The sequence below is a fragment of the Maritimibacter harenae genome (genome assembly GCF_009882975.1).
Lineage (GTDB): Bacteria > Pseudomonadota > Alphaproteobacteria > Rhodobacterales > Rhodobacteraceae > Maritimibacter > Maritimibacter harenae.
In genome coordinates, this window is the sequence record NZ_WTUX01000019.1 from 589673 (window position 1) to 603595 (window position 13923).

At 67.5% G+C, this 13923-nt stretch carries 15 protein-coding genes, 1 pseudogene and 1 riboswitch; of the genes and pseudogenes, 13 read left to right on the forward strand and 3 right to left on the reverse strand.

Annotated features, from left to right (window positions below; all coding sequences use genetic code 11):
• Positions 1-18: 18 nt before the first annotated feature.
• Positions 19-67, forward strand: a riboswitch (SAM-SAH riboswitch).
• Between the two features lie 6 nt (positions 68-73).
• On the forward strand, positions 74-1240 hold the full coding sequence (gene metK / locus GQE99_RS17565; RefSeq protein WP_161352962.1) for a methionine adenosyltransferase: 1167 nt from the start codon (positions 74-76) through the stop codon (positions 1238-1240).
• A 67-nt stretch (positions 1241-1307) separates the two neighbouring features.
• Here metK and GQE99_RS17570 read toward each other — a convergent pair whose 3' ends face one another.
• Positions 1308-1736, reverse strand: a complete 429-nt coding sequence (locus GQE99_RS17570) for a DoxX family protein (RefSeq protein ID WP_161352964.1) — start codon at positions 1734-1736, stop codon at positions 1308-1310.
• Between the two features lie 273 nt (positions 1737-2009).
• On the opposite strand from GQE99_RS17570, the gene trmB reads away from it, so the two are divergent.
• From trmB to cmk, 4 genes are all read left to right on the forward strand, one after another.
• Entirely contained in the window at positions 2010-2723 is a 714-nt protein-coding gene (gene trmB / locus GQE99_RS17575) for a tRNA (guanine(46)-N(7))-methyltransferase TrmB (protein WP_161352965.1), read from the forward strand.
• A gap of 96 nt (positions 2724-2819) precedes the next feature.
• Complete coding sequence (gene aroA, locus GQE99_RS17580; RefSeq protein WP_161352967.1) at positions 2820-4172, forward strand: 3-phosphoshikimate 1-carboxyvinyltransferase; 1353 nt, start codon at positions 2820-2822, stop codon at positions 4170-4172.
• A 60-nt stretch (positions 4173-4232) separates the two neighbouring features.
• Positions 4233-4742 carry a hypothetical protein gene (locus tag GQE99_RS17585; RefSeq protein WP_161352969.1) on the forward strand — a complete coding sequence of 170 codons (510 nt, stop codon included), beginning with the start codon at positions 4233-4235 and terminating at the stop codon, positions 4740-4742.
• A complete protein-coding gene (cmk, locus tag GQE99_RS17590) occupies positions 4739-5350 on the forward strand; it encodes a (d)CMP kinase (RefSeq protein ID WP_161352971.1) in 612 nt (203 codons plus the stop codon). Before GQE99_RS17585 ends, cmk begins: the two co-directional genes overlap by 4 nt.
• A gap of 35 nt (positions 5351-5385) precedes the next feature.
• Here cmk and GQE99_RS21895 read toward each other — a convergent pair.
• Positions 5386-6138, reverse strand: a pseudogene (locus GQE99_RS21895) (sulfotransferase family protein); the annotation flags it as partial.
• A gap of 423 nt (positions 6139-6561) precedes the next feature.
• Between GQE99_RS21895 and rpsA the strand changes: the two are divergent.
• From rpsA to GQE99_RS17630, 7 genes are all read left to right on the forward strand, one after another.
• Positions 6562-8247 carry a 30S ribosomal protein S1 gene (gene rpsA, locus GQE99_RS17600; RefSeq protein ID WP_161352974.1) on the forward strand — a complete coding sequence of 562 codons (1686 nt, stop codon included), beginning with the start codon at positions 6562-6564 and terminating at the stop codon, positions 8245-8247.
• A 132-nt stretch (positions 8248-8379) separates the two neighbouring features.
• Positions 8380-8559, forward strand: coding sequence for a hypothetical protein (locus GQE99_RS17605; RefSeq protein ID WP_161352976.1), 180 nt, complete (start codon positions 8380-8382; stop codon positions 8557-8559).
• 246 nt (positions 8560-8805) lie between these two features.
• Positions 8806-9087: an integration host factor subunit beta gene (gene ihfB / locus GQE99_RS17610; protein WP_161352977.1), complete on the forward strand. Its 282-nt coding sequence runs from the start codon at positions 8806-8808 to the stop codon at positions 9085-9087.
• Between the two features lie 13 nt (positions 9088-9100).
• Positions 9101-9451: a lipopolysaccharide assembly protein LapA domain-containing protein gene (locus tag GQE99_RS17615; protein WP_161352979.1), complete on the forward strand. Its 351-nt coding sequence runs from the start codon at positions 9101-9103 to the stop codon at positions 9449-9451.
• A 10-nt stretch (positions 9452-9461) separates the two neighbouring features.
• Complete coding sequence (locus GQE99_RS17620) at positions 9462-10100, forward strand: phosphoribosylanthranilate isomerase (RefSeq protein WP_161352981.1); 639 nt, start codon at positions 9462-9464, stop codon at positions 10098-10100.
• Positions 10097-10549: a GNAT family N-acetyltransferase gene (locus GQE99_RS17625; protein WP_161352982.1), complete on the forward strand. Its 453-nt coding sequence runs from the start codon at positions 10097-10099 to the stop codon at positions 10547-10549. The genes GQE99_RS17620 and GQE99_RS17625 overlap by 4 nt, the downstream gene beginning before the upstream one ends.
• Positions 10550-10583: 34 nt before the next feature.
• On the forward strand, positions 10584-10832 hold the full coding sequence (locus GQE99_RS17630; RefSeq protein ID WP_161352984.1) for an N-(5'-phosphoribosyl)anthranilate isomerase: 249 nt from the start codon (positions 10584-10586) through the stop codon (positions 10830-10832).
• 50 nt (positions 10833-10882) lie between these two features.
• Here the strand turns inward: GQE99_RS17630 and GQE99_RS17635 are convergent, their stop codons facing one another.
• Positions 10883-12508: a tannase/feruloyl esterase family alpha/beta hydrolase gene (locus GQE99_RS17635; protein WP_161352986.1), complete on the reverse strand. Its 1626-nt coding sequence runs from the start codon at positions 12506-12508 to the stop codon at positions 10883-10885.
• A 153-nt stretch (positions 12509-12661) separates the two neighbouring features.
• Between GQE99_RS17635 and trpB the strand changes: the two genes are divergently transcribed.
• Positions 12662-13897 carry a tryptophan synthase subunit beta gene (gene trpB / locus GQE99_RS17640; protein WP_161352987.1) on the forward strand — a complete coding sequence of 412 codons (1236 nt, stop codon included), beginning with the start codon at positions 12662-12664 and terminating at the stop codon, positions 13895-13897.
• The last annotated feature ends 26 nt before the right edge of the window (positions 13898-13923 follow it).

Here is a 13923-nt window from a genome sequence, read left to right on the forward strand (position 1 = left end):
TGTAACCGCATATGGACCCAACCGTCACAACGGCTTCCTGGCGTGGCGGGGCTATCACAACGGAGCGACTTTCATGGCACGATCGAATTACGTTTTTACCTCGGAATCCGTTTCCGAGGGGCACCCGGATAAGGTCTGCGACCGCATTTCCGACGCGGTCCTCGACGCTTTCCTCACCGAAGACCCCTATTCCCGCGTGGCTTGCGAAACCTTCGCGACGACCGACCGCGTGGTGATCGGCGGCGAGGTGCGCGGACCGGGGAGCGTGATCGAGCGTGTCGAGCAGATCGCGCGCGACTGCGTGCGCGACATCGGCTACGAGCAGAAGGGCTTCCACTGGGCCAATATCCACGTGGACAACTACCTGCACGCCCAGTCCGCCGACATCGCCCAGGGCGTCGATGCCGCGGGCGACAAGGACGAGGGCGCGGGCGACCAGGGCATCATGTTCGGCTACGCGACGGACGAGACCGAGGCGCTGATGCCGGCCCCGATCCTTTATTCCCACAAGATCCTCAAGCGGCTGGCCGAGGCGCGCAAATCCGGCGAAGCCCCGCAGCTGGGCCCGGACGCAAAGAGCCAGCTGTCCGTGCGCTACGAGAACGGGCAGCCGGTCGCGGTGACCTCGCTCGTCCTGTCGACGCAACACCTCGACGACAAGCTGACCTCGGACGACGTGCGCGCACTGGTGACGCCCTACATCAACGAGGTGATCCCGGATGAATGGATCACCGACGAGACCGAGTGGCATGTGAACCCCACCGGCAAGTTCGTGATCGGCGGCCCCGACGGGGATGCGGGTCTCACGGGGCGCAAGATCATCGTGGACACCTACGGCGGCTCGGCCCCCCATGGTGGCGGTGCGTTCTCGGGCAAGGACCCGACCAAGGTCGACCGCTCGGCCGCCTACGCCGCGCGCTACCTCGCCAAGAACGTCGTTGCTGCGGGGCTTGCCAAGAAGTGCACGCTCCAGCTGTCCTACGCCATCGGCGTGGCCAAGCCGCTGTCGATCTACGTCGACACCCACGGCACCGGCCAGGTCGACGAGGCGGCGATCGAGAAGGCGGCGGCAGAGGTGATGAACCTCACCCCGCGCGGCATCCGCGAACACCTGGGCCTCAACCGACCGATCTTCCAGCGCACCGCGGCCTATGGCCATTTCGGGCGCCCGCCGGAGGCCGACGGGGGGTTCTCCTGGGAGAAGACGGACCTGGTGGACGCGCTCAAGGCCGCGCTCTGATCAGCCCAACGGACACGAAAAAAGCCCCGGCCACGGCCGGGGCTTTTGTTTTTCGCGGGCGCGCTGATCACTCGGCGGGAACGAGTGCGCCGTCCGACTTCGTGGCCGACAGCTTGCCCGGGCCGAAAGCCACGACCATCAGAAGGCCGCCAGCGATGGTCACGTTCTTCATGAAGGAGATGATCTGCGCCTGAGCGGCCATCGCGTCTTCCATCCCGAGCCCGGGCAGGAGGTGGAAGAGCAGGCCCGACAGGATCGAGAAACCGGCAAGCAGGAAGGCCGCGATGCGCGCCTGCCAGCCGATCAGGAGCGCGATGCCGGCGCCGAGTTCGACGATGATGACCAGGGGCAGAAGGCCGGGGGCGACACCCATCGCCTCCATGTAGCCCTGGGTGCCGGCATAGCCGGTGATCTTCTGAACCCCCGAGATGATGAACATCGCGGAGAGGAGGAGCCGGGCCAGCGGCGCGGCATTGGCAAGAGTCTGTGCAGTCATGGGTCAATGTCCTTTGGTTTGCGTCGTGCCCGTCGGGCGATGCGCAGAGCATTAGAGAAGTGCGTCGGCACACGTAACCCGGGATAAACCCACATGTTGTGTGCAGTTATACGCAGACCTGTCTGGCACCCCTGTCCTTTCTGCGTTTCGGAAAACACCTCGGCGACAGGCTGGTCGTGGGTGCACGCAAACAGGACCTGGTTGGCCTCCCCGGTCGAGATCGGCACCCGCGCACCCTTGACCCGGGCGCCCCGCCCGCTAGAACCCGCCGCCATGACGGACACCAGACATTCCAGCGGCGCGCCCTGGCGCAATTTCTACGGCCGGTTCAAGGGCAAGGGCCTGCGCCCGGCCCAGCAGGCCTATCTCGACGAGGACCTGCCGCACCGGGGCCTCCCGGGTGTCGACTGGGAAGACAATCCCGAGCGTGAGAAGATCGACCTCGCCGAGGTCTTCGGCCCACGCGACGTCTGGCTCGAGATCGGCTTCGGCTCCGGCGAGCACCTCGTCCACCAGGGCGAGACCCACCCGGACGTGGGCCTCATCGGCTGCGAACCCTTCGTGAACGGGGTTGCGACCTGCCTGGGCAAGCTGCGCAAGTCCTCCGCCGACAACATCCGTCTGCACCCGGGCGACGCGCGCGACCTGTTCGACGTGCTGCCGGATGCCGCGATCTCCAAGGCGTTCCTGCTCTACCCGGACCCCTGGCCCAAGAAGCGCCACCACCGGCGCCGTTTCGTGACGCCCGAACACCTGGAGCCGCTGCACCGCGTGCTGAAACCGGGTGCTGAGTTCCGCGTGGCGACCGACATTCCCGACTACGTGCGCCAGACGCTCGAGGAAGTGCCGCGCGCCGGGTTCGAATGGCTGGCCGAGGGCCCGGCGGACTGGCGGACGCCGTGGGGCGATTGGCTCTCCACCCGCTACGAGCAGAAGGCCCTGCGCGAAGGCCGGGTGCCCCATTACCTGACGTTCCGAAAGCTCTGAGCGCCGCGAAGGCGTATTTTCGGAAAGATGAAAGGCAGGGCGTGGACGGGCTCTCGCGCCTGCGCTATCAGGCCGGGACCGCTTGAGGAGGCGCCCATGTCAGGCCACGGCAACCCGATCCCCATGACCAGCCGCAAGGCCGGCCCGCTTACCGGCGAGGCCCATGTGCCCGGCGACAAGTCGATCAGCCACCGCTCTCTGCTGCTGGGGGCAATGGCGGTGGGCGAGACGCGGATCACCGGCCTGCTCGAGGGCGAGGATGTACTGGCCACCGCTGCTGCCATGCGTGCCTTCGGTGCCGAGGTCGAGCGGACGGGCGAGGGCGCCTGGTCCGTGCACGGCGTGGGCGTCGGCGGCTTCGCCGAGCCCGAGGACGTTATCGACTGCGGCAACGCGGGGACCGGGGTGCGGCTCATCATGGGCTGCATGGCGACCTCGCCGATCACCGCGACCTTCACCGGCGACGCGTCGTTGCGGTCGCGCCCGATGGGCCGCGTGACCGACCCGATCGCGCTCTTCGGTGCGCAGAGCCATGGCCGGACCGGCGGGCGGCTGCCGATGACCGTGGTGGGCGCCAAGGCCCCGGTGCCGGTGCGCTACCGGACCCCGATGGCTTCGGCGCAGGTGAAAAGCGCGGTGCTGCTTGCCGGTCTGAACGCCCCCGGCGAGACCGTGGTGATCGAGGCGGAAGCGACCCGCGATCATACCGAGCGGATGCTTGCGGGCTTCGGCGCGGAGCTCACGGTCGAGGACAGCGACGAGGGCCGGGTCATCACGCTCGTGGGCCAGCCGGAGCTCGGACCCCAGACCATCGCCGTGCCGCGCGATCCGTCCTCGGCCGCCTTCCCGGTCTGCGCCGCGCTGATCGTGCCGGGCTCGGACGTGCTGGTGCCCAACATCGGGCTCAACCCCACGCGCGCCGGTCTTTTCACCACGCTGCGCGAGATGGGGGCGGACCTCACCTATGAGAACGAGCGTGAGGAGGGGGGCGAGCCTGTCGCCGACCTGCGGGCCCGCTTTTCGCCCGACATGCGCGGCGTGCGTGTGCCGGAAGAGCGCGCGGCGAGCATGATCGACGAATACCCGGTGCTCTCCGTGGTCGCCGCCTTCGCCACCGGCAAGACCGAGATGGTGGGGGTCAAGGAACTTCGGGTGAAGGAGAGCGACCGGATCGACGCGATGGCGCGCGGGCTCGAGGCGGGCGGCGTCACCGTGGAGGAGGGGGAGGACTTCATGGTGGTCCACGGCATGGGGCCGGACGGCGTGCCCGGCGGTGCCACGGCCGCGGCACGGCTCGACCACCGGATCGCGATGAGCTTTCTCGTCATGGGGTTGGCCGCGCAGGCCCCCATGTCGGTCGACGATGGCGCGCCGATCGCCACGTCCTTCCCGATCTTCGAGCCGCTCATGTCGGGCCTCGGGGCGGAGATCACGCGCACCGGCGCCTGATCCGCCCTTTCCACGCGCGCCGCGCTCTGCCTTACTGGCGGCAGGATGCGGGAGGGGCCGATGGGTCGGACGGGGATATTCTGGGCTTTGCTGGCGGTGACGCTCGCGGTCTACGGCGTGCTGGTCGCGGTCGTTGGGCCGCCGATGCAGGCGCTCGCCAACGGGGGCGCGATCCCCGACCTGCGCATCACCGGCTACGATGCCGCCGACATCCGGGCGCTGCTCGACGGCGCCGAGCCGGGTTTTGCCGAGGCCTATGCCCGCGTTTCGCGCAGCTGGGACCGGGCGGTGCCGGTGCTTTTCGCGCTGACCTTCGGCTACGGGATCTGGATCGGCGGGCTGCCGCGCGTCTTCGTGCTGGTTCCCATCCTGATGGGGCTTGCCGACCTGGCCGAGAACACGCTGGCCGCGCGCATGCTTCTGGCGGGCCCCGCGGCGCTCGACCCCGGGCAGGTCGCCTGGGCCAGCGCCTTCACCGTGGCGAAATGGGTGCTCTTCCCCGTCACGCTCTTGCTTCTCGTCACCGGGTTGGTCAGAAGGCGCAAGGCAGACAAAGAGGTCCGGACTTGAGTTTCACGGTGGCCATTGACGGGCCCGCGGCGGCGGGCAAGGGCACGATTTCGCGGGCGGTGGCCGATCATTTCGGCTTCGCCCATCTCGACACGGGGCTGCTCTACCGCGCCGTCGGCAAACGCGTGCTGGACGGCGAGGCGGCGCTCGATGCTGCGCGGGGCCTCGTGGCCGAGGACCTGGAGGCCGAGGGCCTGCGCTCGCCCGAGGTGGCGCAAGCCGCAAGCCGGGTCGCGGTCGACGCCGACGTGCGCGAGGCGCTGGTGGATTTCCAGCGCGCCTTCGCGATGCGGTCGGGCGGTGCCGTGCTCGACGGGCGCGACATCGGGACGGTGATCTGCCCGGATGCCGCGGTGAAGCTTTTCGTCACCGCGAGCCCCGAGGTGCGCGCCGAGCGGCGGTACCGCGAGCAGGTGGGCAACGGCCACGCGGCAAGCTATGCCGAGGTTCTGGCCGACGTGCGTGCCCGGGACGAGCGCGACGAAAGCCGCGCGGCTGCGCCCCTGAAGCCCGCGCCCGACGCGGTGACGCTCGACACCAGCCACCTGTCGATCGACGAGGCCGTGGCGGCGGCGTTGGCGGTGGTGACGAAGGCGCGGGGCGCCTGAAGGCAGCTCGTCAGCCGGACGCTTCGAGATGTCGCGCGCCGGTCGCGCCGCATGTGGATGATCTGCGCATCGGGAAAGAGCATCGGGATCGCCCAGGCGAAAACGTAGTTCTCCGGCATCTTGTCGATGAAGATCCCGTGGTCCGGCACGCCCTCGAGATAGGCCGCGCGGGCTGCCTGCAGCCGGGAGCGGTCGAGCCCCTCCAGGAAGGCGAGGTGCGGATTGCGCCCCGTGCCCGGCCGCGCCAGCGCGGGGCCGAGCGCGACGCGCTCGCCCAGGTTCGTGATCTCGGGGTGGGCGGCCAGCATCTGGCTGGCCAGCGACGTGCCCGAACGCGGCATGCCCAGAACGAAGACCATGCGCGGCCCGGACGGCGGCAGGCGGATGTCGGGCGCGGCCTCGACCGCGGCGATGAGCGCGCGGGTCAAAGCGGCCATGCCGGCATCGTCGAACCTTACGCCCTTGAGCCGGTTGGCCGCGACCACGTCCTCGAAACCGGCTTCGTGCTCGCCGAGGTCGTCGCGCGCCTTGGCGCGCATGAAGAGAAGCTGTGCGCGCAACGGATCGGCCAGTCCCGCCTGTGCCAGGAAGGCCTCGATACGCGCGAGCACCGGATCGTCCTTCGCGAAACGCGTGCCATGGGTATAGGTCCAAAGACCCGCCAGGCTGCCCGGATCCACGGCGAAGACGTCTTCCAGCGCAGCGTGCATGTCGGCGAACCGGCCCGCATTCAGCGCCTCTTCGGCACGGGCGAGAAGCGGTCCGAGGCGGGCGGTGCGGTCTGTCATCGGGATCCTTTCGCAGGCCACCTTGCCCGCAAACCGGATCGCTTGGGAAGACGGCGCGACCGCGCACCGTGGTCTCCTTCTCTGTTTCCGAAATACCTTCGGGGGTGAGCGGCGAAGCCGCGAGGGGGCGGACAGCCCCCTGCGCCGCCGCGTCACCTCCGCCCGGGGTCCCCGGCAGGGCGCTCCGCCGCGACCGGCGCAAGACCGCCGGCGAACGCGTGCCGGGCCGCTCTCTTCATCCTTGCCAACAAGGCCCGGAGTGCGTATATGGCGCCCCAGACAGGCGTAAAGCCGCAGCCGAAGAGCGAGCAGGGTCGGGCAACCGGCCCTCTTTGTTTTGCGGAGCCTGACTGGAAATCCATGAAAGACCCGCGGAGACAACCGTGCGGCCCGAATAGAACTGTAAAGGACTAGACACCGCTTATGAGCGCCAATGCATCCATGGAGGAGTTCGAGGCCCTCCTGAACGAAAGCCTCGAAATGGACACCCCCCAAGAGGGCTCTGTCGTCAAAGGCAAGGTCATCGCCGTCGAGGCGGGCCAGGCCATCATCGACGTCGGCTACAAGATGGAAGGCCGCGTCGATCTCAAGGAATTCGCGAACCCCGGCGAAGCGCCCGACATCTCCGTCGGTGACGAGGTCGAGGTTTACCTCCGTGCCGCCGAGAACGCCCGTGGCGAAGCCGTGGTCAGCCGTGAAATGGCGCGCCGCGAAGAAGCCTGGGACCGTCTCGAGAAGGCCTACGCCGACGACGCCCGCGTCGAAGGCGCGATCTTCGGCCGCGTCAAGGGCGGCTTCACCGTCGATCTCGGCGGTGCCGTGGCCTTCCTGCCCGGTTCGCAGGTCGACGTGCGCCCCGTGCGCGACGCGGGCCCGCTGATGGGTCTCAAGCAGCCGTTCCAGATCCTCAAGATGGACCGTCGCCGTGGCAACATCGTCGTGTCGCGCCGCGCCATCCTTGAAGAATCGCGCGCCGAACAGCGTGCCGAGGTCATCGCCAAGCTCAGCGAAGGCGACACCGTGGAAGGCGTGGTCAAGAACATCACCGAGTACGGCGCGTTCGTCGACCTCGGCGGCGTCGATGGCCTGCTGCACGTGACCGACATGGCCTGGCGCCGTGTGAACCACCCCTCCGAGATCCTGTCGATCGGCGAGACGATCAACGTCCAGGTCATCAAGATCAACAAGGAGACGCACCGCATCTCGCTCGGCATGAAGCAGCTGCAGGAAGATCCGTGGGATCTGGTCGCTGCCAAGTACCCGCTGGGCTCGGTCCACAAGGGCCGCGTGACGAACATCACCGATTACGGTGCATTCGTCGAGCTGGAGCCGGGTGTCGAAGGCCTCGTGCACGTGTCGGAAATGTCCTGGACCAAGAAGAACGTCCACCCGGGCAAGATCGTGTCGACCTCCCAGGAAGTGGAAGTCATGGTTCTCGAGATCGACCAGGCGAAACGCCGCGTGTCGCTCGGCCTCAAGCAGACCATGCGCAACCCGTGGGAAGTCTTCGCGGAAACCCATCCGGAAGGCACCCAGGTCGAAGGCGAAGTCAAGAACATCACCGAGTTCGGTCTGTTCATCGGCCTCGACAACGACATCGACGGCATGGTGCACCTGTCGGACATCTCGTGGGACCAGCGTGGCGAGGAAGCCATCCAGCAGTTCCACAAGGGCGACGTGGTCAAGGCCGTCGTCACCGAGGTGGACACCGAGAAGGAGCGCATTTCGCTCTCGATCAAGGCGCTCGACGGCGACCCGTTCGCCGAAGCGGTGGGCGGCGTGAAGCGCGGCCAGATCATCACCGTGACGGTCTCCGCGATCGAGGACGGCGGGATCGAAGTGGAATACGAGGGCATGAAGTCCTTCATCCGCCGCTCCGACCTGTCGCGTGACCGCTCCGAGCAGCGCCCCGAGCGTTTCCAGGTGGGCGACCACGTGGACGTGCGCGTCACCAACGTCGACAACAAGTCGCGTCGCCTGGGCCTGTCGATCAAGGCCCGCGAGATCGCCGAAGAGAAGGAAGCCGTGGAACAGTTCGGTTCGTCCGACTCCGGCGCTTCGCTCGGCGACATCCTCGGCGCCGCGCTGAACAAGGGCGACGACGAGTAAGTCGGACCCCATACGCCACAGAGACGGCCCCGGAGCGATCCGGGGCCGTTTTCATTTCCGGTCCCGCGATTGCGCAAGCGCAAGGCGGCGGCGTGGGATCGGTGGCAGGATGGTCCGAAACGGAGAGGGCGCATGCGAAAGAGACGAACGGAATGGATGGGCGTGACCGGGGCGCTGGGTGTCGCGGTCTTCCTTTTGGGGCTCCTGGGCGGGCTCTATTCGTTGGGCCTGGCAATCGCGCTGTCGGTCTCGATCTGGGCGGTGGGCGCGACGCTGGTCATCGCGCTGACCGATCCGCCCGACAGGGGCTGAGCCGGCGCCGCCGGGTCTGCGAATCATGGGCCGATCACCGTGCCTGCGGCGGCCGTCCGGGCGGCGTTTCTGCGGGCGCACGGTCTAAGGGCCGGGTTTTCCATGAAAAAATCAGCGCAATGATGCCAAAATCGCTGGCTTGCCGCTGCCTGTGCTGTTTCGCGGTCCAACGTTTCGCCCTATAGTCGATCCAACGTGGCGGGCTGCCTGACATCGCCACACTGACCTTTTCGGGGGGATGACGGGATGATCCGGTCTGAGTTGATCCAGAAGATCGCGGACGAGAATCCGCACCTGTATCAGCGCGACGTCGAGCGTATCGTGAACACCATCTTCGAAGAAGTGATCGAAGCCATGGCGCGGGGCGACCGGGTCGAGCTGCGCGGTTTCGGCGCCTTTTCCGTCAAGAAACGGGATGCAAGGGTGGGACGGAACCCGCGTACGGGTGAGTCGGTTGATGTCGAAGAAAAGCACGTGCCGTTCTTCAAGACCGGGAAGCTCCTGCGCGACCGTCTGAACGGGAACTGAGAGGCCCAGATCCATGCGTTACATCCGCTACGCGTTCCTCGCCGCGCTGGCCGTGGTGTTGATCACCGTCGCGCTCGCCAACCGCAACATCGTCGAGCTGCGCATTCTGCCGGGCGAGATGGCCGGGTTCCTCGGGTGGGACTGGACCGTCGACATGCCGCTCTTTATCGTCATTTTCCTCGCGATCATCGCGGGCGTGCTGATCGGGTTCGTCTGGGAATGGTTCCGCGAGCACAAGCTGCGCGCCGAAGGGCGCCGGGCCAAGAGCGCCGCGGTGAAACTGGCGGGCGAGGTGCAGGAGCTCAAGCGCGAGAAGGCCGGCCCGAAAGACGATGTGCTGGCGCTTCTGGAGGATGGGCGCTAATCACACGCCCATGAGCGACATCCGAGTGAAAATCTGCGGGCTGACCAGCGCCGACGCCGTGACGGCGGCGGTCGAGGCCGGCGCGCGCTACGTGGGCTTCGTGTTCTTCCCGAAATCGCCGCGCAACATCGCGCCTGAGCTGGCCGCCGAGGTTGCCACCCAGGTGCCGCCGGGCGTGGCGAAGGTCGCGCTGGTGGTGAACCCGGATGATGCGCTTCTCGACGAGATCACGGCCCGCGTCCCTCTCGACATGCTCCAGCTTCATGGCGCCGAGACGCCCGAGCGTGTGGCCGAGATTCGGGCGCGCTACGGTCTGCCGGTGATGAAGGCGGTCGGAATCGCGGATGCCGCAGACCTTGCGACGCTCGACGACTACGTGGGCGTGGCCGACCAGATCCTGGTCGACGCGAAGCCCCCGAAGGAGGCCGAGCTTCCGGGTGGCAACGGGCTTGCCTTCGACTGGCGCCTTCTGCAGGGCCGCCACTGGAGCGTGCCGTGGATGCTCGCCGGTGGGCTCACCCCCGAGAATGTGGCGCTGGCCGCCAAGCTCACGGGCGCGCGGCAGGTGGACGTGTCCTCCGGCGTGGAAAGCGCGCCCGGCGAGAAGGACGCGCGGCTCGTGCGCGACTTCATCGCGGCGGTGGCATGAGCGTGACCTTCCGCGCCGCGCGGCCCGACGAGGTGGGCGCGGTGATGGCGCTTCTGCGCGAGGACCGGGCGCCGGGGACGCCGCCGGTGCGTGACGAAGACCCGATGGCGCAGTACCTTGCGATGATCGGGGACGGGACCACGCAGCTCATCGTCGGGGTGGACGGGGACACGGTCGTCGCCTGTTACCAGTTGACGATCCTGCACCTCGTCTCGCCGTCGATCCCGATCCGTGCGCAGCTGGAATCGGTGCGGGTGCGTGCCGACCTGCGCGGGCAGGGGATCGGGACCGCACTGATGGAAGATGCGCAGGACCGGGCCCGCGCGGCGCGGGCGACGCTGATGCAATTCACCTCGAACACCGCGCGCGCGGACGCGCACCGGTTCTACGAGCGCCTCGGGTTCTCGGCGACGCATGCGGGTTTCAAGAAAGAGCTGGGCACCGGTTAACCGCGGATTCACCGCGATCGGGCATGGTCTGCCCATGACCCAGCTTGTTTCGCCCCAGAGCCCCGACCACTGGCTGTCCGCAGCCTTCTCCTCCACCACCGCGACCACCGGCGGCGTCATCAAGCGCCGGATCACCGACATCGACCGCATCGTCGGCCGGGACAGGTTCCTGGGCGAAGTGCGCGCCCGCGGGTTCCAGGCGGTGGAGAACGGCGACAGTCTGGTCGTCTTCTGCAATGCGCAGCCCGTGCGGCTGGCCGCGGCCTGTACGATACACGCCTGACACGAAAAAGGGCGCGGTTTCCCGCGCCCCTCACCGTCATCTCGTTTGCCTTACTGGCAGGTGAACCCGTCCCCGTCGGCCTTGGCCACCTCGGGGTAGAGGCAGAGCGGGCGGGTTTCGCCGCGCACGGCCTCCGGCGCTTCCTCGTTGCCCGGACGCACCGTGGCGATGACCGGACCCGGCGCCTCGCCGTCCTCGACCCAACTCGTCAGGACGGAGAGCATGTCGAAGGCGTCGGCGGCCGGGCCGCCCTGTCCGTGCTGCATCCCGGGGACGGGGTAGAGAACCACGTGGTCAAGCACGTCTTCGACGTTTTCCGACAGGCGATCGTACCAGGCCGCCGTGTCGTTGAACGAAAAGACGGGGTCGGCGGTGCCGTGGAAGATCACCATCTTGCCGCCCGACGCGATGAAATCCTTGAGCATCGGGTCGTCCATGTCGGGCGGGGACATCACCTCCACCGCGCTTTCGGGAAAGGCCTCGGAGGTGGCGCTGACGCGACCGGCCATTTCGTCGAAGTCGTAGCTGGTCAGGAAAGCCTGAAGCTCGGTCGGACTGCCGCCCACTTCCGTCGGTGGGGTCGAGAAGACCTGCGCGAGCGAGCCTGCGCCCATCACGGCGATGAGCGGCTGCTGCTCCCACGGCGGAATCGGGCTCTCGAGCTTCCAGAAACGCCAGCCGCCGGACGCAATGCCCGGATCCCAAGGCCAGTCGCTGTAGAGCTGTTCGCCCGCGCTGTTTTTCGGCCCGCCGTGGATCGCGATGAGCGCCTCGACCTTCTCCGTTGGGAGGCATTCGCTGTTCTGCCCGTCCGAGCAGGCCATGCTCATCGGATCGAACGCGTCCTGACAACCCAGCGGGTCGAGCACGAGACCGTCCTCGGCCCCGTCCAACCCGTCGCAGGCCTGGGTGATCGAGGTGCCCACGAGGCTCATTTCCTCGCGCGAGAAGGATTGCGGCAATGTCTCGCCCACGCTGAGGAAGTTCTGCACATCCCAGGCATGCTGGATGGCCGCGCGCGGAAGGTTGAAGCCCGGGTACCCCGCAAGCAGGCCGTCGAACGTCTCGCCCATGCGGGTCGCCGCCACCATCGCGTGACGCCCGCCGTTGGAGGAGCCGAGTCCGTAACGGTAGGCGATCTCGCCATCGTAGTAGCCGGTGGTCAGCGCCTCGGCGGCGCGCTGGACCTGCGGGACCGCGCCGTAGCCGTAGTTTCGGCGCGCTTCGAATTCCATGCCGAAGACGTTGCCGCCCGCAAGGCCGGCCTCGGGGTTCGCCTGACCGTCATGGCCGGCGTCCGATGAGACGACCGCCATGCCGCGCGCAAGGGCACCGTCGCCCGGCGCAAGGCCGGTGATCGCCCCGAGGGCCGGAACGACCGCACCGTCGTTGCCCCCGTTGAACTGGTGCACGAGCGCGCCGTCCCAGTCGTCGGGCAGGCGCAGTTCGAAGCGGATGGCGTAATCCTTGCCGTCCGTGCCGGTGCGCTCGGCCATCCGCCCCTGCACGATGCAGTGATCGAGCGGGCTTTCTTCGCCCTGCGGGGCATAGGCTGTGGACGTGATCGTCACGCCGTCGACGGACAGGTCGGCCGCGGCGTCGCAGTCCTCCGGCGAGGCCATTGCGGCCAATGGAACAAGGGCCAGCACCGAGGCGCCGGTAAGTATGTTTTTCATGATGTCCTCCCTTCAATACCCCAATTCTATGCGCAGGGAGATTTTATTTTCCAAGGAAAATATTTGGGCTCCAGCATTTTTCAACGCGCCGCGCCACTTCTTGCGTCGCTTTCCGGCAGGGGCTAGGAACAGGCAAAGCTTCCGGAGGGCGACATGGCCGACGATCTCTTCAATTCCTTCATGAACGGTCCCGACGAAAAGGGCCGGTTCGGCGATTTCGGCGGGCGTTTCGTGTCCGAAACCCTGATGCCGCTCATTCTCGAGCTCGAGGCGGAATACGAGAAGGCGAAAACCGACCAGAGCTTCTGGGACGAAATGGACTTCCTGTGGAAGCACTACGTGGGCCGTCCCAGCCCGCTCTACTTCGCCGAGCGGCTGACCGAGCAGCTGGGCGGTGCGAAGATCTATCTCAAGCGTGACGAACTCAACCACACTGGCGCGCACAAGATCAACAACGTGCTGGGCCAGATCCTGCTGGCGCGCCGGATGGGCAAGGAACGCATCATCGCCGAAACCGGCGCCGGCCAGCACGGCGTGGCGACCGCCACGGTCTGCGCCAAGTTCGGGCTGAAGTGCATCGTCTACATGGGCGCGCACGACGTCGAACGGCAGGCCCCGAACGTGTTCCGCATGAAGCTCCTGGGCGCCGAGGTGGTGCCCGTGACGTCCGGGCGCGGGACGCTCAAGGACGCGATGAACGACGCGCTGCGCGACTGGGTGACCAACGTGCGCGACACGTTCTACTGCATCGGCACGGTCGCCGGGCCGCACCCGTACCCGGCGATGGTGCGCGACTTCCAGTCGATCATCGGCACCGAGGCCAAGGCCCAGATGCAGGAGGCCGAAGGCCGTCTGCCCGATACGCTGATCGCCGCCATCGGGGGCGGGTCCAACGCGATGGGCCTGTTCTACCCGTTCCTCGACGACAAGGATGTGCACATCATCGGGGTCGAGGCCGGCGGCAAAGGCGTGAACGAGAAGATGGAACACTGCGCCTCGCTCACCGGCGGACGTCCGGGCGTGCTGCACGGCAACCGCACCTACCTGCTCCAGGACGACGACGGGCAGATCCTCGAAGGGCACTCGATCTCGGCGGGGCTGGATTACCCGGGGATCGGGCCGGAACATTCCTGGCTGCACGACATCGGGCGCGCGGAATACGTGTCGATCACCGACAAGGAAGCGCTCGAGGGCTTCCAGCTCCTGTGCGAGACCGAGGGCATCATCCCGGCGCTGGAGCCGTCCCACGCGCTGGGCCACGTGATGAAGATCGCCGGCGACCTGCCCAAGGATCACATCATCTGCATGAACATGTGCGGGCGCGGCGACAAGGACATCTTCACGGTGGCCAAGGCGCTGGGCACCGACATGTCAGGGCTCGCGGACTGATCCGAAAACGGCGCCGCCCAGGGGAC